This window comes from Gemmatimonadota bacterium (assembly GCA_009838645.1).
Taxonomy (GTDB): Bacteria; JAAXHH01; JAAXHH01; order JAAXHH01; family JAAXHH01; genus JAAXHH01.
Genome location: VXRC01000023.1, coordinates 1 through 20,738, shown reverse-complemented (window position 1 = coordinate 20,738; position 20,738 = coordinate 1). Strand labels below are relative to the sequence as shown.

Genomic DNA, 20,738 nt, shown 5'->3' with positions numbered 1-20,738 from the left:
AACTTGTGTCAAAGGCATTCGGAATATCGCTTGACATGAGTATATCGTGCGTCATACGGTTGCTGAACTCCTTTATCGACAGAAAGCAGAGGTTCCAAATGGCCATACATAATTTCGGCATGAGCGAGCTGGCCCGGTTTGCCGAGGAAGGCTACCTGCGCCTGGGCCGGGTGGGTTCCGACGAACACCTGCGGGCCATGCGCGACCGCATCGACGACATCATGCTGGGCAAGGTCCGCTACGAAGGCATGCCCATGCAGCGCGACACGGACACGGGCGAGTACGGTCAACTGCCGACACGAACGTTCGAGGAAAGCGAGGAGACGCTCGCTTACCGGCGCATCGACGATCTGCAGCTGGATCCACTGTATCTTGGATACATGCAGCATCCGTTTTTCCGGGAGGTCACGGAGGCCCTGATCGGTCCGAACGTCTCCATCTTCCGGGCCATGTTCATGAACAAACCGGCCGAGCACGGCACCCATCTCCCCTGGCACCAGGACGTCGGCATCGGGTGGGGGCTGGATGCGAATCCGGAGACGACCATCTGGACCGCCCTTGATTCGGCGACGGTGGAAAACGGCTGCATGCAGGTCGTGCCCGGCAGCCACAAGCACGGCGTGATCAACGAGATGCACTTCCCAACGGAGGAGGACCAGGCCAGATACGCACGCGATGAAGACTGTATCTACATGGAAGCCGAGGCGGGCGAGGCCATTTTGCTGAACAACCTGCTCCTGCACCGGTCGGCCCGCAATTCCACCGGCAAGCCCCGCCGGGCATTCAGCATCGCGTACATGGACGCGTCCACGCGGGCGGTCAAGACGGGAGAGACCTTCCCCGTAATCTTCGGAGAAGGTGCGCTGACCGGCGGCGAGCTGATCGACGGCGCACTGGCCGAGGGCGCAATGACCGAGCACACACTCCGGGAGAGCCGGCATTGAAACTGGAAGGTCGCGTCGCGCTCATTACGGGCGGCGGAACGGGGATCGGGGCCGCTACGGCGAGACTCTTTGCCGAGGAAGGCGCGGCCGTTTGCGTCACGGGGCGCAGGAAGGCTCCGCTGGATGAAGTCGTTTCCGTCATAGAGGCTACGGGCGGACGAGCTTTGGCCGTTACCGGGGATGTGGCCATCACCGAAGATTGCCAGCGGATGGTCGACCAGACGACGGCCACCTTTGGGAAGATCGACGTGCTGGTCAACAACGCGGGGACCGGTCCATTGATGGACGCCGAAAGAACATCAGACGAAATCTGGGACCAGATTATCGGGACCAATTTGTCGGGAGCGTTCCGGCTCATCCGCGCCGTCCTGCCGGGGATGGTCTCCCGGAGCGCCGGGAGTATCGTCAACGTAAGTTCGATCCTCGCGCAATCGGGTATGAAGAAGTCGGCGGCCTATGGCGCCTCCAAGGCGGGACTCGACCAGTTGACGCGTGTCCTGGCCGTCGAGTTCGCAGATCGCGGGATACGGGTCAACGCCGTAGCGCCGGCCTGGGTGGATACCCCCATGACGGAATCCGTACAGGCTCATACCGCCATGTACGAACGGCTGAAGAAAAAGCACCCCATGGACCGTTTCGGTGCACCCGAAGAAGTGGCACAAGCCATCCTGTATCTGGCTTCCGACCAGGCATCCTTTACGACCGGTTCCGTGTTGATGGTCGACGGAGGATGGAGCGCGGCCTGATTGAAATCATGAAACTGACCGGAGACCGAAAATGGGTTTGAGAACGGCTGAACAATACCTGGAAGGATTGCGGGACGGAAGGACGATCTACTTTCGCGGCGAGCGGGTGCCGGACCTCGTGGAACATCCGGAACTGCGCGTGGGCGCCGAGCACACGGCGCTGGACTATCACCTCGCCGAGGACGAAGCGCACCGGGACCTGTTCACCGCAATGTGTCCCGAGACGGGTGAGCGCGTCAGCCGCTACTTCCTCCCGCCGGCCAACACGGAGGACCTGCTGAAGCGCCGGGAGATGATCGAGACGAGCACCCGCGAGGGCAGCGGCGTGGTCCTGCTCATCAAGGAAATCGGCACGGACGCCCTGTTCTCGCTCCGGCTCGTCGCGCGTCAGATCGACGAGAAGTACGGCACCGGGTACCTGGACCGCGTGAAGAACTACCACGCCGAATGCCGCGACCGCGACCTGAGCATGGCCGTGGCGCAGACGGACGCCAAGGGCGACCGCAGCCGCCTGCCTTCCCAGCAGACCCATCCCGATTACTACGTGCGCATCGTGGAGCGCCGTCCCGACGGCATCGTCGTCAGGGGCGCCAAGGCCCATACCACGGGAACCGCCTTTGTGGACGAAGTGGTGGTGCTGCCCACCCGGGCCATCTCGGAAGAAGACCGGGACTACGCCGTGGCCTTCGCCGTGCCCGTCAACACGCCGGGCGTGCGGCTCATCGCCAGCCCCTTCGGGTTCTCGGGCGAGAGCACCTATCACCACCCCGTCAGTTCGAAGCACCACCTGGTGGAAACGCTGACCGTGTTCGACGACGTGTTCGTCCCGAACGAGCGCGTCTTCCTGGCCGGCGAGTGGGACTTCGCCGGGGTGCTGGCGAATGCCTTCGTGGAGTTCCACCGGTTCACGGCCGTGTCCTACAAGCCGCCGCTCCTCGACCTCTTCATCGGCGCGGCCTCGCTGATCGCCGTGTACAACGGGGTGGAGAAGGCCAGCCACATCCGCGACAAGGCCACGCGGCTCATCACCTACACGGAGACGGTCCGCGCCCTGACCCGCGCGGCCGCCATGGACTGCAAGGTGGTGGACGGTATCGCGGTTCCGGACACGCTCACGACCAACATCGCCAAGTATCATTTCGCCAACAACTACCACGAAGCCGTGCGGGACGTACAGGACATCGCCGGGGCCCTGCTGGTCACGGGCCCTTCGGAAGCGGACTGGCACAACGAAGAGACGAAGGGCGACCTGGAGCGTTATCTGGGCGGCCGTAGGGGCGTGCCGACCATGGACCGGATGAAGGCCATCAATCTCATCCGCGACCTCACGGCTTCGGATTTCGGCGGCTATCACGAGCTGCTGGCCATCCATGCCGAGGGTTCGCTCGAGGCGCAGAAGATCACGATCTTCCGGGGTTACGACCTGCTGCGGTGCATGGATGTGGCGAAGAAGGCGGCTGGGATTGAGTAAGGTTCGCGCTCCTGGCTGCTGCGGTCCATCTGAACCGGGATTCAGCCAGTCGAAGGGCGATCTCGAATTCGGATTGTAACATATGAGGTAAGCCAATGAGTCCCGGCAATGGCCCTGTCATCATGAGCGGCCGCAAGCTGGCCGACGAGATGCAGGCCAGGCTCGCGAATGAAGCGGCCGAAATGCGGGAGCGGGGGATCACGCCTGGGCTGGCGACGATCCTGGTCGGAGACGACGGGCCCAGCGCGACCTACATCTCCATGAAGCACCGGGCGTGCGAGGAAATCGGCATCCGTTCCATCCATACCCACCTGCCCGCATCCACTTCGCAGGGGGAATTGCTGCAGACCATCGGCCGCATGAACGAAGATCCGGAGGTCGACGCGATCCTGGTGCAGATCCCGCTGCCGGATGGACTCGACGAGGACGAAGCGCTGCTCTCCGTGGCGCCCGACAAGGACGCGGACGGGCTCAATCCCATCAACCTGGGCCTGCTGGTGATCGGCAAGCCGGGGCCCCTGCCCTGCACGCCCAACGGCATCCTCGCCCTGCTGGTCCATTACGGCGTGCCCATCGAAGGCAAGAACGTGGCGATCGTGGGCCGCGGACTGACCATCGGCCGGCCGCTGGCGCTGCTGCTGTCGTTGAAAAGACCCCACTGCAACGCGGCGGTCACCGTTCTGCATTCGGCCGTGCCCGACATGGCCGCTCACCTGCGCGAAGCCGATGTCATCGTCGCCGCCGCGGGCTCGCCCGGACTGATCACGAAGGACATCGTGAAACCAGGCGCAGCCGTCGTGGCCGCGGGGATCACCCGGAAGGGCAAGAAGCTCCTCAGCGACGTGGAGGAGGACGTGGCCGAGGTCGCCGGATGGATCACGCCACGTATCGGAGGCGTCGGTCCCATGACCGTGGCCATGTTGATGGAGAATACGGTGAGGGCGGCGCGGCGGCGGGTCTAGTACCGGGCGGCAACCTGTCACTCCCACCTACGCGATCTGCGCCCATTTTTCCAGGTCCACCTCCCCCGGTACCGGTTCCCGTCCCGAGAAGAAGTGTTCCAGCGCGGCCAGCGTGATCTCGCCGATCTCGAGGTGGCCGTAAGCACCGGTGCCTGAGCTGTGAGGCGTGATGACGACGTTAGGGAGCGCGCGCAATCGGTGGTCGGGCGGCAGGGGTTCGGGCGTGGTCACGTCCAGCTGGACCTGGATCCTGCCCGTCTTCGCTTCTTCGTAAAGCGCATCGTGGTCCAGGACGGAGCCCCGCGAGGTGTTGACCAGGACGCCGTCGTCCCTCAATAGCCGCAGTTGCTCCGCGCCGATCATGCGGTCCGTCTCCGGGATGGACGGCGCGTGGACAGTCACCATGTCCGACGACTCGAAGAGCGTGTTCAGGTCTACCCTTTCCACGTTCATGCGGCCGGCGTCCCAATCGCTCAGGCAGGGGTCGTAGACGAGCGTGCGGACGTTAAAGGGCCGGAGCAGCCGGATCACCTCCCGTCCCACCATGCTGGCGCTGACGATCCCCACCGTGGCGCCGCGCAGGAACTGGTTCGACCAGTTCTTGTCCGGATCCCGCCACATGCCCCTGTTACGGATATTGAGGGCGTCATGGACCCACCTGCGGCTCATCATGATCAAGGCGCCGACCGCGTGTTCCGCCACGTTGAGGGCGATGGCGCCCCGCGCGCTGACGACGCGTATTCCCCTGGGCAACAGTTGGCTGGTGACCATCTCCGAAGTGAACAGGTACTTGACCGAGCCGGCGGAGTGGACGACGATCTTCAACCTGTCCGCCCGCTCCAAGGCTGTTGCGCTCAAAGGCATGACACCCCATCCGGTGACCAGTCCATCGAAACCGGCTATGCCTTCCTCCACCTCGCCAGCGGTCAACGCGCGGTCCATCCTGTTCTCCACCACGTCGAAGCCGGCCAGTAACCGTCGGTAAGTCTCATCCTTGAAAACCCCGGCGGTGTGGGACGGTGTCGGCAGGTACCAGATGCGTGGTTTGTTCATGGAAATTGTCCCGAGTTCAGGCAGGCCGTGAGGTGGCCGTCAGTCTTGTTTCCGTACCAGATACTGGCCGTGGTACTCTAGTCGCGTTTCCGTACCAGATAGCGGCAGCGGTCGTCTCCAGCTATCTTGTGCTCGTCCCTGTGCACCCCGGCATCGAGCGTACGTTCGAACAATTCCTGTTCGAACTGGCAGACCTTCGGGAAACGGCGCGCTATTTCGTAGATCGGACAGTGGTGTTCCACCAGGATGTATTCATCGCCGTCCGCGTGGGATTCGGCCATGTATCCCTCCTGGTCCCGGATTTCAGCGAGAACGCGCACCTGTTCCGAGACCGGCTGCCCGGACATCTGAAGTTTGTATTCCGCTTCAAGCCGCTCCGTGCGCGAGGTGAAAAGGCTGTCGACCTTCTCCGGTCCGTCGGTTTCGGCGATCTGCTCGAGCAGTTCAACCGCGAGCTGGCCGTACCGTACCGGGAACAGGCGCTCCGCAGCATCCGTCAGGACGAAATAGTGGGCGGGCCTTCCCCTGTCCTGCCGCACGACCCGCGTCTCGACCAAGTCGTCGCGCTCCAGACCGCTGAGGTGCTGGCGTACGCCCATCGAAGTGATCCCGATCTCCCTGGCGAGTTGACCGGCAGTCATTTCGCCCTTGCGTTTGAGCAATTCCAGGATCTGACGGCGGGTGGTGCCTTCAGTGTGTGCCATGTTCATTCTCCGAAAACGAAGCGCCTGGTTGTCCAATGCAGATCCGATGCCTGTTTCGCGTGCATCTCTATTTAAATGTAACGTGCTTTCTCAAATATGGAACAATAAAAAAATAATAAATTATATACATAATATTATTGATTTATTGGTTTGGAGTGCCTATATTGAATGGTAAGACGTATATTCCATTCAGATACACTGCACGGTCATCACATTGCAGCCTGAGGAGAAATACCATGAATGGCACCCCGAGGACAGCCTTGCGCGACCCGATCCGGGTCGCATCGGTGGACGAACTGAAGGAGAAGGGGAGCATGGTCGTCAACGGCAACGACGGTCCGATCGCCGTGTTCCACCACGACGACGGGCAGGTGCACGCCGTGGACAACCGATGTCCCCACATGGGCTTTCCGTTGCACCGCGGCACGATCAAGGACGGCATTCTGACCTGCCACTGGCACCACGCGGACTTCGACCTGGAGAGCGGCTGCACCTTCGATCTCTTCGCGGACGACGTGCCGGTGTACGCGGTCGAGACCCGGAACGGGGATGTATGGGTTTCGGGGTCGCGGGACCAGTCGGGCGACGCGGAGTACTGGCGCAACCGCCTGAGGGAAGGCCTGGAGCAGAACATCTCGCTGGTCAACGCCAAGGCCGTGATCGCCCTGCTGAAATCGGGGGTGTCCTACAAGGATATCGCCGCGACCGGCGGCCGGTACGGCGTACGGTACCGGTCGTCCGGATGGGGCCCCGGCCTGACCATTCTGACCGCGATGACGAACCTGTGCGGCTATCTGCCCAGAGACGAGCAGATCCTCCCGCTCTACCAGGGATTGACGCACGTCGCCCGGGACAGCAACGGACAGCCGCCGCGGTTCGACCTTCAACCCCTGGATACGGAGAACCTGTCCTTCGAACAGCTGAAGCGCTGGTTCCGCCGTTTCGTCGAGGTGCGCGACACCGAAGGCGCTACGCGGTGCCTGCTCACGGCCGTGTCCATGGACTGCGAACCCGCGCTGCTGGTGGACATGATGACGAGCGCCGCCACGGACCACGTGTTCCTGGACGGCGGTCACGTCGCGGATTTCATCAACAAGTCCACGGAACTGCTGGACCACATCGGCTGGGAACACGCCGATGAAGTGCTGCCCAGCACGGTCGGTCAGCTTTGCGCCGCGGCGCGCAGCGAGGAGCGAAACGCCTGGCGCCATCCCGTCGACCTGGCCGCCATTCTTCGAGGGGCGAATGCCGAGCTGCCCGGCGCGCTGGCATCGACGTCCAATGGCTATGCGTGGGACGGCCCCGGTGAGCTGGCTGAAGTGATCCTCGGGGACGATCCCCAGGCCACGGTGGACGCCATGCTGGCCCGGCTTCGAGACGGCATGACGCCGCTGCAGCTCAGCCAGGCGGTCACCTATGCCGCCGCGCTGTGCATCGCCCGGTTCCACACCCAGAACGAGTTCAACGACTGGATCACGGTGCTGCACACCTTCACGTATGCGAACGCCCTGCACCAGGCCCTGAAGCGGACGGGTTCGCCGGAACTGGTCCGCGGCGTCTTCCACGGCGCCATGGCCGTGTACCTGGACCGTTTCCTCAACGTGCCGCCCGCGCGGTTGCCGGGCGACCGGGCCACGGCCGATCTCGCCGGTGAGACCGACGAGATACTCGACGCGTTTCTGACCGAACTGGACACGCAGCAGCAGGTGGAGCCGGCCGCCAGGCTGGTCTATCGTTACCTGGCCGACGGGCACCCCGTGGACCGGCTGTTCCGCACGCTGGCGATCTCGCTGTTACGGGAGGATGCCGAGTTCCACAGCTTCCAGATGCTCGAGGCCGGCATCCGGCAATACGAGGAACTGAAGGGACGCGCCGAGGCCGACCACATGCTGATCGCCACGGCCCGGTATCTCGCCGCCCACGCCCCCACGCAGCGGGCGCTCAACCAGACCGCGCAGATCGCGCTGCGGCTGAGCCGCGGCGAAGCGCTGTACGAGGAGGAATGACAATGCCCGTGCTCGACATCGCCGACTGCATCAATGAGACCTGTCCCTGGTCCGGCAAGCCGGTACAGGGCGATTCACTGACTGAATTTGACGGACATGTTGTGGGGTTCTGCAATCCAGGTTGCCTCGAGAAATTCGAGCGTGCCATCCAACATTTCGAAAATGCACTGTCGGGTGTCGAGAATCGCTCGTGAGCGAGCTCCCCGAGGTCAATCGATCGTCAATCGATTTCTGCTCAATGGAACAGCAAAAGGCGCGGTCCGTGGAATCTGTACCGGTCCACTTACCGCGCCTTTTTGGTTTAGATCGGGCCAGTTCGGTCAGACCATTCGACGATCGTCCTGCCGATCAACTATTCCCCGGTGATGACGTACTTCCTCAACATGCGGGGCCCGACCTCCGCGCCGTACACGTTGCCCATGGCATCCACGGCGACGCCTTCCGCGCCGGTTGTTCCGGCGTTATCGGCGTCCACCACGGGATCGGGGATGAAGGCCGATATAAAGCCGCCGTCCCGGATGCTGCCGATGCGGATGCCCCGCTTCCAGCCCGGGTTGGCCCCCCAGGTCGCGTTCGACTCGGAGTCGGCGCTGTAGAGCACGTCGTTTGCATCGATGAAAAGGCCGCTCGGCCGTCCGAACTGGGTCCAGGTGGCGATGTATTCGCCTTCCTGGTCGAAGATCTGGAGCCGGGCGTTGCCCCGGTCACCGACGTAAAGCCGGCCCTGGGAGTCCATGGCCAAAGCATGGGGATCCCGGAACTGGCCGGCAGCCTGTCCCGTCTCACCCCAGGCCTTGATGAACGATCCGTTCGGCGCCAGCTTGACGATGCGGTTGTTTCCGCGGGACCCGTGACCGTCCGCCACGAAAATGCTGCCGTCAGGCGCCACCAGGACGTCGGAGGGCTGGTTGAAGATGCCGTCCCCTTCGCCCGCGACTCCGGCGATGCCCAGGCTCATCAGCAACTCCCCGTCCTCGCTGAACTTGTGGACCTGGTGGCCGATACCCACACCGCCCCGGGCGTCCGTCACCCAGACGTTGTTCTCCGAGTCGACGAAGATGCCGTGGGGCCAGACGAACATGCCCGCGCCGAAGCTTTTTAGCAGGTTGCCGTCACTGTCGAAAAGCAGGATCGGCGGCACGTCCTCTCTGCCGACGCAGGAGTTCTGGCCGCATCGTTCCGCGACCCAGATGTTCCCGCTGCCGTCCTGGGCCGGGAAGACCGCGCTCGTGGAGCCCCAGGTCCTGTCCCCTTCCAGCTTGCCCCATATGCCTTCTACGGTGGTATACGGATTCGGCGCGTGGTTCTGGGCCGCGGCAGGACTGTTCATCAGTGTCATCGAAATGCCAACGGCTGCAATAACGACCCACCGGATCCAGGTCGATGTCCTCATGAGTATCCTCGCTTTACTTGGTGAATAGGGATGGTCCCGTCCCGGTCCGGGCGGATTAACTGTGCCAGTCAAGGCCTGACGGACCATTCGGATGCGCAGTCAACAGGACCAGTCAGACGGACCAGCCGTGCCGTTCAAGTCCAGTCTTGCCGGTCAAGACCAGCCGGACCAACCGGCCACGCAGCCAGGCGGACCACATTACCCCCGGGTTGTACGGTTTGTTGATATATTCGATATAATAGAATCCAGGCGCGTTTACGCAACGATTTTCGAGTGCCGTGACAATGCCCAACAGCCGCGAGGGTCGCGCCAACAGCCGCCGGGGGCCGCGCCAACCGTCTTGACAACCGGAGGTCGGCGAGTCATATTCCAGCAGCGATTTCGGCGACCGAGATGACCTGGTGGCAAGTAGCACAACCAGTCGTGCGAGGCAGCGCTGTCGTGTTATCGGGATTCCAGACCACACATGACCGCCGGATCATCGGGCTGATGTCGGGAACGTCCGCCGATGGGATCGACGCGGCTGTGATACTGCTGGGCGAAAAAGACGACGGGCTTTCCCTGGACGTTTTGGGCTTCGACACGGTGGCCTTTCCACCCGGCCTGCGCAATCGGCTGATGGAAGTCTCCGATTCGAAGACCGGCAGGACCGACGAGTTGAGCCGGCTGCATTTCGAGCTGGGGGAACTCTTTGCCAGCGCGGCTTTCGTCGTTGCGGATTCCGCCGGACTGTCCATGGAGGAGATCGATCTCATCGGTTCCCACGGCCAGACTGTCCAGCATCTCCCCGATCGGAAAAACAGATTCGGCGTGGAAACCGGGGCGACGCTGCAGATCGGCGATCCTTCGGTGATCGCCCAGCGGACCGGCGTGGTGACGGTTGGCGACTTCCGGGCGGCGGACGTGGCCCGGGGCGGACAGGGCGCTCCGCTTGTACCCTATGTGGACTACCTGCTCTTCGGGCATCCCGAAAAGGTCCGGGCACTCCTGAATCTGGGGGGAATCGCGAATCTCACGGTGCTGCCCGTGGACCCGAAACCCGATGACGTGCTGGCTTTCGATACGGGCCCGGCCAACATGCTGATCGATGCCGTCGCCCGCGCGGAACTGGGACGCGACATGGATGCGGATGGCGCGGCCGCAAGGCGCGGCAGGCCCGCCGAAAACCTGGTGGCGGACGCGCTGGTCATGCCTTACTTCGAGCGGCCTCCGCCCAAGTCCACGGGCCGGGAACTTTTCGGAGACCGGTGCGCGTCGGATCTGGTCCGCGCGGGGCGGGAGGCCGGGCTCAGTAGCGAGGATATGCTTGCGACCGCCACGGAAATCACCGTTCGTTCCATTGAGGACGCCTGTCGACGGTTCGTCATTCCCGTCGTCACGCGGCTGGACGAATTGATCGTGAGCGGCGGCGGCGCCAGAAACGGTTTTCTGCTCGAGCGACTCGCCCGGGTGCTGGCGCCTGCCGAGGTATCCACATCGGATGATCACGGCCTGTCTTCGGACGCCAAGGAGGCCGTGGCGTTCGCGGTACTCGCCGACCGGACGGTCCGGGGCAGGCCGGGCAGTCTTCCAGGAGCCACGGGCGCGGACCGGCCCGCGGTGCTGGGCAAGATTTGCCTGCCCGGTTGATGCGGCACGCAGATGCAGCACGTAAAGGGAAGTTCGTGATGCGCTTCGGCACGTCAATCATGTGGAACACCGAAAACCGGATCCCGGCCGGCGCCATGCCTGACCACGTGCCGGTCCGCGTACAGTCCGCATGGTGGCCGGTGCTTCTATTGTCCCTGGTGATCCTGGGATGCGCCGGCAGGCCGCTTCCGTCCGATCGCACCGCGCGGCCGGCCCCTTCCGAGACCGCGCCGACAACGGGGGCGTACAAACCCGGCCAGCTTCCGATGATCCGGATCGGCTTGCTGGTAAACCGGAACTCGGCTAGCCTGACCGGAACAGGCCGCTTCCGCGTCGTCGACCGGGCCAGCGGCGAAGTGATCGGCACATCCTCTTCCGGGCAGATCTGGAGAATGCAGGCGAAAGGCGCGTGGATCGACGTGTCCGCACCAGGCGGCGCGGCCCAGGGACTGTATACCGGTCCGATCCAGGTGAACCCGCTCGCGCGGGAAGGACGTCTCAAAGCCGCGGACCGGGAGTACCGCGGATCGATGGAGGTGGTGTCAAACAAGACCGGCAAGTTGACCGTCGTGAACATCCTCGACGTGGAGAACTACCTGCGCGGGGTCGTCCCCCCGGAGATCGGCAAGCTCAAGGAAGACCGCATCGAGGCGCTGAAGGCCCAGGCCATTGCGGCCCGGACGTACACGGTGGCGAACCTGGGCAGACGCAAGGCCCTGGGATTCGATCTGTACGGTACCGTGGCCGACCAGGTATACCACGGCTACAGCGCGGAATGGCCCCTCGCCGACCGGGCGATTTCGGAGACCCGCGGCATGATCGCTACCTACGAAGGCAAACCGATCGCCGCCCAGTACTCCTCGACCTGCGCGGGCGAAACCGAATCCATCGAGGACGCCTGGGGGGGCAATCCCATTCCGTACCTGCGCTCCGTGCAAGACCGGGACCGCGGAAGCGGCGACTTTTGCAGTCATTCGCCGGTCTATACATGGCGCGTGGAATGGAACAAGGATACGCTGGAGAACATCCTGGAGACGAGGCTTTCCGGCCTGGACCCACGCAAGCGGGGTGAGTTTTCTCTTCGCGGTATGTCCATAAAAAGCCGATCTCCGACCGGGCGCGTTCAACTGCTCGAGATCAAATCGAATCACGGGACGACGACACTGCGAAGCGGGCAGATACGTTCCGCATTGCGCCGGCCTGTCCGGGGCCAGCCGATGCTCCGCAGCACGAAGTTCGATTTGAAGTTCAGGCAGAATTCCATCGTGGCCGAGGGCGGCGGCTATGGCCATGGCATCGGCATGTGCCAGATGGGCGCCATCGGGATGGCCGGCCAGGGATACAAGTACGAACGGATCCTGAAACACTACTACCGCGGCATCGAGCTGGACCGCGTGTATAACTGAATGTGCGTACCAATGCGCCGCGCGAACCACCGAACACGCGGTGAACGCGTGGAGAAGGACATGATGATTCCGAAACCCAGCCTAAGCCCCGCCGTCTTCCTGATCCCGTTGCTTTCCGCCTGCATGGTGGTTACGGCGTGCTACTACTCCACTTCGCAGGGATCGCGCGCCGGAGACATTCGAAACATCGTCATACCACTGTTTGACAACACCACCGTGGAGACCGGCATTCAGGAGACGCTGACGGACGAGGTGATCGAACGGTTTCTCACCAACGGTGAATTCAGGATCGTGGATCTGCGGCAGGCGGACGCGGCGATCATCGGCGTGATCACCGATTTGCAAGAGGAGTCCGTGGCGTTCTCCGAGGGAACGCTGGCCCGGGAAGTCCGCCTGTGGATCGTCGTGGACGTCCGTTTTGAATCCGTGGACAAAAAGGAAGTGATCTGGGAGGAAAGGCAGTTGCGTACCTTCGGTGACTACGCGATCGATACCGGTACGGATTCCGATCGCGAGCCGGCACTCACGACCGCCATCGAGAAAATGGCCGACGAGATCCTGAACCAGTCCATATCGGGGTGGTAGTCATCGATGCTGTAGCACGACAACCGCCGCCCGGGACCCGATAGCCGCCATTGGCAGGTAAGTGATATTCATCGACGCCGGGGGACCTGCCTTGCTCCACGCGCCCGGTGGCGGCCCGCGCCCTACCTTACCCGGCTTGCCTGGCTGGTGGGACCGTCCGATCCGTTCTGCTGATACCACCGGCAACGGTCTATCCAGGCTTCCGCCGTCCTGGCCGCGCCGCCCGAGCCGGCCACCGTCGCCAGGCGACCAAAAGTCTCGGCCGCCTGTTCATACCGCTTCAGATAGAAGTGTGCCATGGCTTCCAGACGCAGACTTTCCTGTCGCACGACCTCGCCCGGGAGTCCGAGTGCATACGCTTTCGACAGATACTTAAGCGCCTGTTCATAAGATCCGGAGCGGAACAGCCAGCGACCCAGCAGATAGTAGCTCGCACCGTAGTCAGGCGCCAGATCGCCCGTGTCCCGGACGGACAGGACCAGGCGCCAATGGCCGGTCACGGCGGTCAGGTAGGTCATGATCGTATCCCGGATCGGCTCCCTGTCGAGCACGTCCATCCGGATGGACGCGGCGCGCGACATGTCTGCCGACGCTTGCAGGTTCACGACTTCTTCGTAGCTGCGCCTGGCATCGTCGATCCTTCCCGTCTTCCAGGCCGTATCTCCGCGGACCAACTGGGCGTCCGCCAGCAGCCCGACGGTCTGGTCCGGCCGCTCGATCAGCAGGGCGACCGACTCGGTCCGGTCGTAGTCCGCCAGCCTGTAGGTCCCCCACAGCAAACCCCTCAGGGCCGATGGGTTCTCCGGCTCCAGTTCGAGCACGCGGTCGAAATCGCGCACGGCGGCTCTATACCGGCGCGCATTGTAGGCCTGCCAGGCCCGGTCGTTCAGCGCCGCCACCTCGTGGGGACAGTGCAGTCTGAAAATAGAGGGACGGATAAACCGCTGTCGGGCGATGCGGAGCTGGTCTTCCCGCAATTGAATGCCGTCCACGAACGCCTCCCATTCGGCGATCAGTTCCACCGTGGTCCGGCCGTAAGCTTCCTCCACGGCGCCTTCCGGAAAGGCCTTCTTGAATGCAGGGAGGCCATAGCGTTCGATCAGGAAGCGAACGAAGGACCCGCAGAGCGTGTAACTGCGCGAGGACGCGGCCGTCCAGAAGCCCGTCATGCTCAGCAGGTTCTCCATGGGCGGCGCATAGCCGAGTTCACGCATGGCGCGGCTCCACTCGTGCGGGTTCATGGGGGCGTCCTGCCAGTCCACCGCCTCGGCCAGGCCTTCGTGGAACCCTATCCAGTAGCTGCCGCCATACAGCGCGTTCCCGAAAGCGGCGGACACGACATGCACCAGCTCATGTTTGAGCACGGGATGGGGAAACGACGCGTTGTTGAGATGCATTTCATCGGATCCCGGTCGTTCGATGGACGTGTGCCGGGCGCCCATGAGCCTTTTCTTCTGGTCCGCGGACGCGTAGATATACGAGGCGATGCGCGTCGATGGAGGCGGCACCTCCAGGTAGTCTATGACCCGGGCGAGCTGATATTCGTGATCCCGGGCGATGAGATCGATGTTCCAGGCCGAAATGGTGTTCCAATCGTAATAGATGTCGAAGTGGACCGTCTGACGATGGCCCCCCAGGGTTTGCTGGATATGCGCCCGGTCGATCACGATGCCCAGGGGCGCCCGGTAGACGTAGGCCGCCGCCAGCACGGCCACCGAAACCAGGAACAGCACCCGCATTGCCATGCCCGTCGTGGCGCTCCCGCCGTCCTGGCCTCCGCGAGATATCCCGCCGGCCGGGCCTCCGCCTCGGAACTTAAATAACAGCGAAGGACGGATCTTCCGGGCCGATGGATCGAAACAGGCGCACAGGCCGGCGACCATCGCCAGGACGCTGACGAGCACGATCGTCCGCGCCGTTAGCAGCGTCGAGGTAATCACCACCACTTCGTCGTAGATCGGCCCTGGAAAATACCCGATGATGGGGTTGTAGGCGAAAACAGGCGGCTGGGTGGCCAGGCGAAAGACACTGATTCCGATGGAAAGGAACATGACGCCGAGAAAAAGGAGCGTGGCGTGCCGTCTTCGCTCCGTTGCCAGCGCACAGAGCAGCGCGACGGAGGTGGACCACAGGACGCTGATGCCGGGAAGCAGCACGAAGAAGGCGAGCCCTTCGGGCACGTTGCAGAAACCGCTGATCCAGCTCTTGACGAACATCACGGCCATCGGCAGCAGGAGCGTCGAGAGGGAAAGCCCGAAGAGCAGGGCGAGCAGCGCTGAATGGCGGGCGTTGCGCGGGCCGTCTGCTTGCGGGCCGTCCCTTCGCCAGCCATTCACGAGATGGACGGTCATCACGCCCGTGGCGAAGGTGGCAATGGCGGCGGTGATGAAGGCGAACTCGAACCCGAGGTCATCCACGAGGGGCATCTGCGTCATCGCCGCCGCCGCTGCCGTCAGGACCGCGGTCGCGGCCAGGTACGGCTTGCGACGCAGGACGCCCGTTGTGAAGTGCCTGTCCAGGCTCATGAAAAGACCTGCGGTGGTGAAAGGGCTTCGTGATGTTCTGGCATTGTTATGTGTTCCGGATCCGTGATGATTCGGGAAACCGTGGTTGTGCATGATATACTGGCAGGCGCTTCAGGGCCAGATGATTCTAGTCGTTTTTTCTGTCGGGCCTGTCCGCGCGGCGATATAATGACTGCGTTTCCAATGAACCTCAGGCAAGGAGGTACGCGAGATGAACCTGGATCTGGAATACCGCCCCGTACTGGGCACGAAAACGGACTATGGAATCGGCATTATCGGGGCGGGCGGGATCGTTAACGCCGCACACCTTCCCGCTTACCGCAAGGCGGGGTTCAACGTGGTCGGCTTGACGGACAAGGACGTCGACAAGGCGAACCGGACCGCCCGGGATTTCGAGGTGCCCAGGGTATTTCCTGACGTGGATTCACTGCTCGCCGACCCCGCCGTGGACATCGTGGACATCGCCGTTCCGCCCTGGCACCAGAAGGAACTCGTCCTGAAGGCGACGGCGGCCGGCAAGCATCTGCTCTGCCAGAAACCGCTTTCAAACGTATACGCCGAAGCCGTTGAGATCGTCGAGATCGCGGAGGATCGCGGGGTGAAGCTGGCCGTGAACCAGCAGATGCGGTGGGACCAGGCGGTAAGGGCTTCCAGGACGCTGCTGAACCGCGGGTTGCTGGGCGAACCCGCTTCGGCCGTGATCGACGTGAGCATCCTGACCGAATGGCGGGCCTGGCCCTGGGTCCTCGAGGCCGGGGGGCTCGACCTGATGTTCCACAGTATTCATTACTTCGACAGCATGCGTTCGCTGTTCGGAGACCCCGAGCGCGTCTGGTCGACCGGCGCTTCCTATCCCGGGCATGTTGCGACCGGCGAAACACGGTCGATTACGGTGTTCGAGTACTCGGACACCTTCAGCGCCCTGGTGTCCGTCAACCACAACAACTGGACGGAGGAAAACTTCGCGACGTTGCGCATTGACGGGACGGAAGGATACGCCGCGGGGACGTTCGGCCTGCTCTACGACTATCCTCACGGCCGGCCCGACACGTTAGCCTGGTCCAGCCGGAAGATCGATGCCAGCAATACCATCAATCACCGCTTCGAAGAACGGTGGATACCCGACTCCTTCATCGGACCGATGGGCGAACTGATGGCTTCCATCGAACAGGACCGTCTTCCCGAGACCAACGGGCGAGACAACCTCAAGACGCTTCAGCTGGTCAACGCCGGTTACCGATCCATGGTGGAACATCGTGCTGTGGCTCCGGGTGAGATAGGATAGCGCCTGGTTGCGCCAGCGGCGCGTGGAGCCAGCGGCGCGCGGCGCCAGCGGTGCGTGGAGCCCGGCCAATCCTTCGTGTGAGCCTGGCCCGGCCCTGCTGACTACGCGATGCGATACCTCGTCGGGCCATATAGTCCTTAAACGGGTTTTAATATATTGTCAATGTTGATGGCAATAAAAATCAACATAAGATTTTGATTTGGGACACCTGCCGGGCCCCTACACTATGAAAACGGACGTTGTCATTGTAGGCGCAGGCGTCATCGGCTTGTCCATCGCCTACGAACTGCTGTGCCGCGGAACACGCGTTACCCTCGTGGATCCGGGCAATCCGGGCAAGGAAGCTTCCTGGGCTGCCGCCGGTGTGCTTGCGCCGCAGGGCGCCCGTCCCGTAAACCGGGCTTATCTTGACCTGTGCCTGTCGGGCCTGGACCAGTACGCCGATTGGTCCGCCGCGCTGTTTGAGGAAACCGGCATCGACATCGAGTACCGGACCGAAGCAGGCCTGCAGGTCGCCTTCGACGACGCAGAAACCGAAGAACTGGATCAGCGGTATCGCCACCAGCAGGACCTGGGCCTTCCGGTCGAGCAACTCACCGGCGAGGAGGTACGTGCGTTCGAGCCCATGCTGTCGCCTGAAACACGGTGCGGCCTGCTCTTCGAAAGGATGCACCAGGTGGAGAACCGGCGGCTGGTCCAGGCCCTGGTTGCCGCCGTCCGGGCCCGAGGAGGGGTATTCCGCATCGGGGACCCGGTCGTCGACCTGATCGTACGGAGGAACCGGGCAGCCGGCGTCGTCGTCCCCGGCGAACGCATCGGAGCGGAACGCGTGGTTGTCGCGGCCGGCGCCTGGTCCGGCCTGCTGAAGTGGATCCCGGGATCGCCGCCGCCGGTCCACCCCGTGCGGGGCCAGATGGTCTGCGTCGACGGGCGCGGCGTCCCGCCCCTGGGCCGCGTCGTCTACGGCCTGGAACTGTACCTCGTACCCCGCAGGGATGGACGCGTGCTGATGGGCGCCACGGTGGAGAAGACCGGGTTCGACGCCAGCGTGACCGCGGGCGGCGTATCCGGTGTGATCAGGGAGGGGCTGCGCATGGCGCCCGGACTGGCGGAAGCGCCGGTCGTGGAAACCTGGGCCGGGCTGCGTCCCATGTCCAGGGACGGCAAACCCATACTCGGCCCGGCGGGCCTGGAACGCCTCGTCCTCGCCACGGGCCACTTCCGCAACGGCATTCTCCTCGCCCCGATAACCGGCCGGCTCATCGCGGACCACCTGGAGCACGGCGCGGTACCCGCAGCCATGGCCCCGTTCCTGGCGGATCGTTTCGACCGGTAGGACGCGCGGGCGCGCGGTGCGCGGCGCGCCCAGACACGGCGTCGCCAACCCTTAGAAGAACGAGAAGTCGATTTCCTTGCTGGTCATGAACTCCAGCAGCGCCGGCACGCCTTCCTCCGTCTTTCTGATCCCCCGCTTCAGCGCCGGGATGATCTCGTCGGGAGACTCGACCCGCTCCCCGTAGCCGCCGAAGGCCTCCGCCATCAGGGCATAGTTCCCCGAAATATCGGTCGCCCCGTACTTCGCCTGCGACGTAGGCATGACGGGAATCTCGATGGCCATGGAGTGGTTGTTGAACAGCACGGAGAGGATGGGGATGCGCTCGCGCACGGCCGTCTCGAAATCCATGCCCGTGAACCCGATGGCCGCGTCGCCCCACACGTTGATGCAGAGCCGGTCCGGGTGGACCAGCTTCGCGCCCATGGCCAGCCCGAGTCCGTAGCCGAGTTGGGTGGTCTTGCCCCAGCCGATGTAGCTCAGGGGCGTGGTCGAGGGCCAGAAGGGGGTCAACTGGTCCCGTGGACTGCCCGCGTCGTGGGTGATGATGGTCCGGTCGATGTCGACGGTGTCGATCATGTCGCTGATGACCCGGTAAGGGGAGAAAGGCGTGGAGGCATCCTTTAGTTTCGGCATCCAGGCGTTTATCCAGCGCTGTCTTATCGCCTGAATTTCGGTCACGATCCCTTCGTACCGGCCCCGCGGCTTGTTTTTCAACCGGTCCGAAACCTCGTCGATGAGGGCCCGGAGGGTGAGCGCGGCATCGCCCACGATCGGATAGTGGCACGCCACGTCCTTGTTGATGTCGCCGGGATCCAGCGTGGCGTGGATGTAGGTCTTTCCCTCCGGCATGGTCAGGCCGAAATTCGTCCGGGTGAAGCTGCACCCGATGCCGAAGATCACGTCGGCGTTCTGTACGAAGACGTGCACAGGCTCCGGCATCGACCGGCCCCCGTTCCCCAGGGAAAGCGGGTGGTTTTCGGGGAAGGCGCTCTTGCCGTCCAGGCTGGTGGTGACCGGCGCCTCGAGCAGCTCGGCCAGCTGTTTCAGTTCGGACCACGCCTCCGCGTAGTGCACCCCCTGTCCGGCGTAGATGACCGGCCGCTCCGCCGCGACCAGGGCCTCGGCGGCGTCGCGCATCGCGTCCGGATCGGGTCCGACGCGCACGGACGGCGTCGGCCGGTAGTCGAAGGGCCCGGGCACCTCTTCACCGAGCAGGTCGGTCGGGAACTCCACCAGCGCCGGGCCGGGCCGCCCGTTCCTTACCTGGGTGAAGGCCCGCCTCATGACCTCCGATACGGTCTCGGGGAGCACCAGGTATTCGCAGGACTTGGTGATGTGCTGGAAGTTGAGATAGGCGTGGAAATTCGGTGACAACTGTGCGACCTTCCTCCGGTACCCCATGGGGAGCACCACGATGGGCACGGATTCCCCGAAGGCCTGCGCCACGCCGCCGTAGGCGTTCTCCGTGCCCGGCCCGCTCTGCATGCAGAACACGCCGATATTGCGGCCGGAAGTCAACCGGCTCATCGCATCGGCCATGTGGAGGCCGATCCGTTCCTGGCGGACGATCACCGTGCGGATGTCCAGTTCCGCGGCGCTTTCGATCAGTGGATTGACCGGGTACGCGAAGAGGTATTCGACGCCTTCCTTCTTCAATACGTGGGCAACGGCCTGCGCAACGTTCATAGCTTCATTACTCCCCTTACATCGGCCAGCTGGATGCTATTCTTTCAGGTTTTGGACCATCTCGCGCACGCCGTCCATCCCTAAATTGCCGCCGCTGAACAGCGAGGCGACGCGCCGGCCCCGCCACGCCGCCGCCTCGCGCATGCACAGGGCGAATACCGCCGCGGCCGCGCCTTCCGCGATGAACCCCGTGTGTTCGAGGACGACGGGGATCGCCCGCTTCATCTCTTCCTCGGAGACGAGATGCATTTCGTCGACCCGGTCTCTAAGGACATCGAAGGCCAGGCCGCCCGGGTAGGTCGTCGCCAGTCCCCCGGCGAAGGTGTCGCAGGTCGCGGTGGTCACGGTCCGGCCTTCCTGCCAGGACCGGTAGACCGAAGGCGCGTTGGACGCCTGGACGCCGATGAGACGAACGTCCGGATGGGTGGCCTTGATGGCCGTGCCCACGCCCGCGATCAGGTTTCCGCCGCCCACGGGTAGCACCACCGTGTCCACGTCCGGCAGGTCCTCCATGATTTCCAGGCCGATGGTGCCCGCGCCCGCCATGAGGCCGAAGTCCTCCCCGTCTTCGATGTACACCATGCCGGTCTCTTCGGCGATTTCCCGAGACCGTGCGAACCCGTCGGCGATCGTCTCGCCGTGGACGACCAACTCGGCGCCGAGGCGGCGGATGGCGTCGCTCTTCACCTCGGGCGTTCCGTGAGGCACGACCACCTTGACGGGGATCCCCATCACGCCGCCGCCGTAAGCGATGCCCTGGCCATGGTTGCCGGTGGACGCCGTGGTTACCCCCCTGGCGCACTGCGCCAGGTCGAGCAAGGACATGGTGTACAGTCCGCCCCTCACCTTGAAGGAGCGGATGGGTTGGAAATTCTCGTATTTTACGTGGAGTTCCAACCCTAGCGTTTCGCTGAACCCCGCGGACCGGTACATGGGCGTCGGAGACAGGTGTTGGTCGAGGAATCGGCGTGCCTTTAAAATGTCGTCCAGCGTGGGGTGGGTGGGCA

At 63.6% G+C, this 20,738-nt stretch carries 17 protein-coding genes; 11 read left to right on the top strand and 6 right to left on the bottom strand.

What is annotated here, in order from left to right; genetic code table 11:
- The first annotated feature begins 35 nt into the window (after positions 1 to 35).
- The 4 genes from F4Y38_06320 (at position 36) to F4Y38_06305 (ending at position 4,123) form a co-directional block, all read left to right on the top strand.
- Complete coding sequence (locus tag F4Y38_06320) at positions 36 to 944, top strand: phytanoyl-CoA dioxygenase family protein (protein MXY48903.1); 909 nt, start codon at positions 36 to 38, stop codon at positions 942 to 944.
- Entirely contained in the window at positions 941 to 1,690 is a 750-nt protein-coding gene (locus F4Y38_06315) for an SDR family oxidoreductase (protein MXY48902.1), read from the top strand. The genes F4Y38_06320 and F4Y38_06315 overlap by 4 nt, the downstream gene beginning before the upstream one ends.
- Before the next feature lie 31 nt (positions 1,691 to 1,721).
- Positions 1,722 to 3,161 carry a gamma-aminobutyrate dehydratase gene (locus F4Y38_06310; protein MXY48901.1) on the top strand — a complete coding sequence of 480 codons (1,440 nt, stop codon included), beginning with the start codon at positions 1,722 to 1,724 and terminating at the stop codon, positions 3,159 to 3,161.
- A gap of 95 nt (positions 3,162 to 3,256) precedes the next feature.
- The gene (locus tag F4Y38_06305; GenBank protein ID MXY48900.1) at positions 3,257 to 4,123 is read left to right on the top strand and encodes a bifunctional 5,10-methylenetetrahydrofolate dehydrogenase/5,10-methenyltetrahydrofolate cyclohydrolase; all 867 of its coding nucleotides are present in this window, start codon (positions 3,257 to 3,259) and stop codon (positions 4,121 to 4,123) included.
- Between the two features lie 27 nt (positions 4,124 to 4,150).
- On the opposite strand, the gene F4Y38_06300 is transcribed toward F4Y38_06305, so the two are convergent.
- Positions 4,151 to 5,176, bottom strand: a complete 1,026-nt coding sequence (locus F4Y38_06300; protein MXY48899.1) for a hydroxyacid dehydrogenase — start codon at positions 5,174 to 5,176, stop codon at positions 4,151 to 4,153.
- A gap of 77 nt (positions 5,177 to 5,253) precedes the next feature.
- Positions 5,254 to 5,886, bottom strand: coding sequence for a transcriptional regulator (locus tag F4Y38_06295; GenBank protein ID MXY48898.1), 633 nt, complete (start codon positions 5,884 to 5,886; stop codon positions 5,254 to 5,256).
- A gap of 230 nt (positions 5,887 to 6,116) precedes the next feature.
- Between F4Y38_06295 and F4Y38_06290 the strand changes: the two genes are divergently transcribed.
- Entirely contained in the window at positions 6,117 to 7,886 is a 1,770-nt protein-coding gene (locus F4Y38_06290) for a Rieske (2Fe-2S) protein (protein MXY48897.1), read from the top strand.
- Positions 7,883 to 8,080, top strand: a complete 198-nt coding sequence (locus F4Y38_06285) for a glutathione S-transferase (protein ID MXY48896.1) — start codon at positions 7,883 to 7,885, stop codon at positions 8,078 to 8,080. Before F4Y38_06290 ends, F4Y38_06285 begins: the two co-directional genes overlap by 4 nt.
- Before the next feature lie 158 nt (positions 8,081 to 8,238).
- Here the strand turns inward: F4Y38_06285 and F4Y38_06280 are convergent, their stop codons facing one another.
- Positions 8,239 to 9,279, bottom strand: coding sequence for a hypothetical protein (locus F4Y38_06280; protein ID MXY48895.1), 1,041 nt, complete (start codon positions 9,277 to 9,279; stop codon positions 8,239 to 8,241).
- 393 nt (positions 9,280 to 9,672) lie between these two features.
- On the opposite strand from F4Y38_06280, the gene F4Y38_06275 reads away from it, so the two are divergent.
- The 3 genes from F4Y38_06275 to F4Y38_06265 are packed head-to-tail and all read left to right on the top strand — an operon-like array spanning position 9,673 to position 12,899.
- Positions 9,673 to 10,908, top strand: a complete 1,236-nt coding sequence (locus F4Y38_06275; protein ID MXY48894.1) for an anhydro-N-acetylmuramic acid kinase — start codon at positions 9,673 to 9,675, stop codon at positions 10,906 to 10,908.
- Positions 10,908 to 12,314, top strand: coding sequence for a SpoIID/LytB domain-containing protein (locus tag F4Y38_06270; protein MXY48893.1), 1,407 nt, complete (start codon positions 10,908 to 10,910; stop codon positions 12,312 to 12,314). The genes F4Y38_06275 and F4Y38_06270 overlap by 1 nt, the downstream gene beginning before the upstream one ends.
- Positions 12,315 to 12,899 (top strand): hypothetical protein, encoded by a 585-nt coding sequence (locus tag F4Y38_06265; GenBank protein ID MXY48892.1) that lies wholly within the window; start codon positions 12,315 to 12,317, stop codon positions 12,897 to 12,899.
- Positions 12,900 to 13,021: 122 nt separating this feature from the next.
- Here the strand turns inward: F4Y38_06265 and F4Y38_06260 are convergent, their stop codons facing one another.
- Positions 13,022 to 15,424: a tetratricopeptide repeat protein gene (locus tag F4Y38_06260; GenBank protein MXY48891.1), complete on the bottom strand. Its 2,403-nt coding sequence runs from the start codon at positions 15,422 to 15,424 to the stop codon at positions 13,022 to 13,024.
- A 211-nt stretch (positions 15,425 to 15,635) separates the two neighbouring features.
- Between F4Y38_06260 and F4Y38_06255 the strand changes: the two genes are divergently transcribed.
- Positions 15,636 to 16,709 (top strand): Gfo/Idh/MocA family oxidoreductase, encoded by a 1,074-nt coding sequence (locus tag F4Y38_06255; GenBank protein MXY48890.1) that lies wholly within the window; start codon positions 15,636 to 15,638, stop codon positions 16,707 to 16,709.
- Between the two features lie 226 nt (positions 16,710 to 16,935).
- On the top strand, positions 16,936 to 18,045 hold the full coding sequence (gene thiO, locus F4Y38_06250; protein MXY48889.1) for a glycine oxidase ThiO: 1,110 nt from the start codon (positions 16,936 to 16,938) through the stop codon (positions 18,043 to 18,045).
- 51 nt (positions 18,046 to 18,096) lie between these two features.
- Here thiO and F4Y38_06245 read toward each other — a convergent pair whose 3' ends face one another.
- Together F4Y38_06245 and F4Y38_06240 are read right to left on the bottom strand one after the other, a co-directional pair.
- A complete protein-coding gene (locus tag F4Y38_06245) occupies positions 18,097 to 19,731 on the bottom strand; it encodes a thiamine pyrophosphate-requiring protein (GenBank protein MXY48888.1) in 1,635 nt (544 codons plus the stop codon).
- Between the two features lie 36 nt (positions 19,732 to 19,767).
- A partial coding sequence (locus F4Y38_06240; protein MXY48887.1) for a threonine/serine dehydratase occupies positions 19,768 to 20,738 on the bottom strand: 971 nt, incomplete at its 5' end.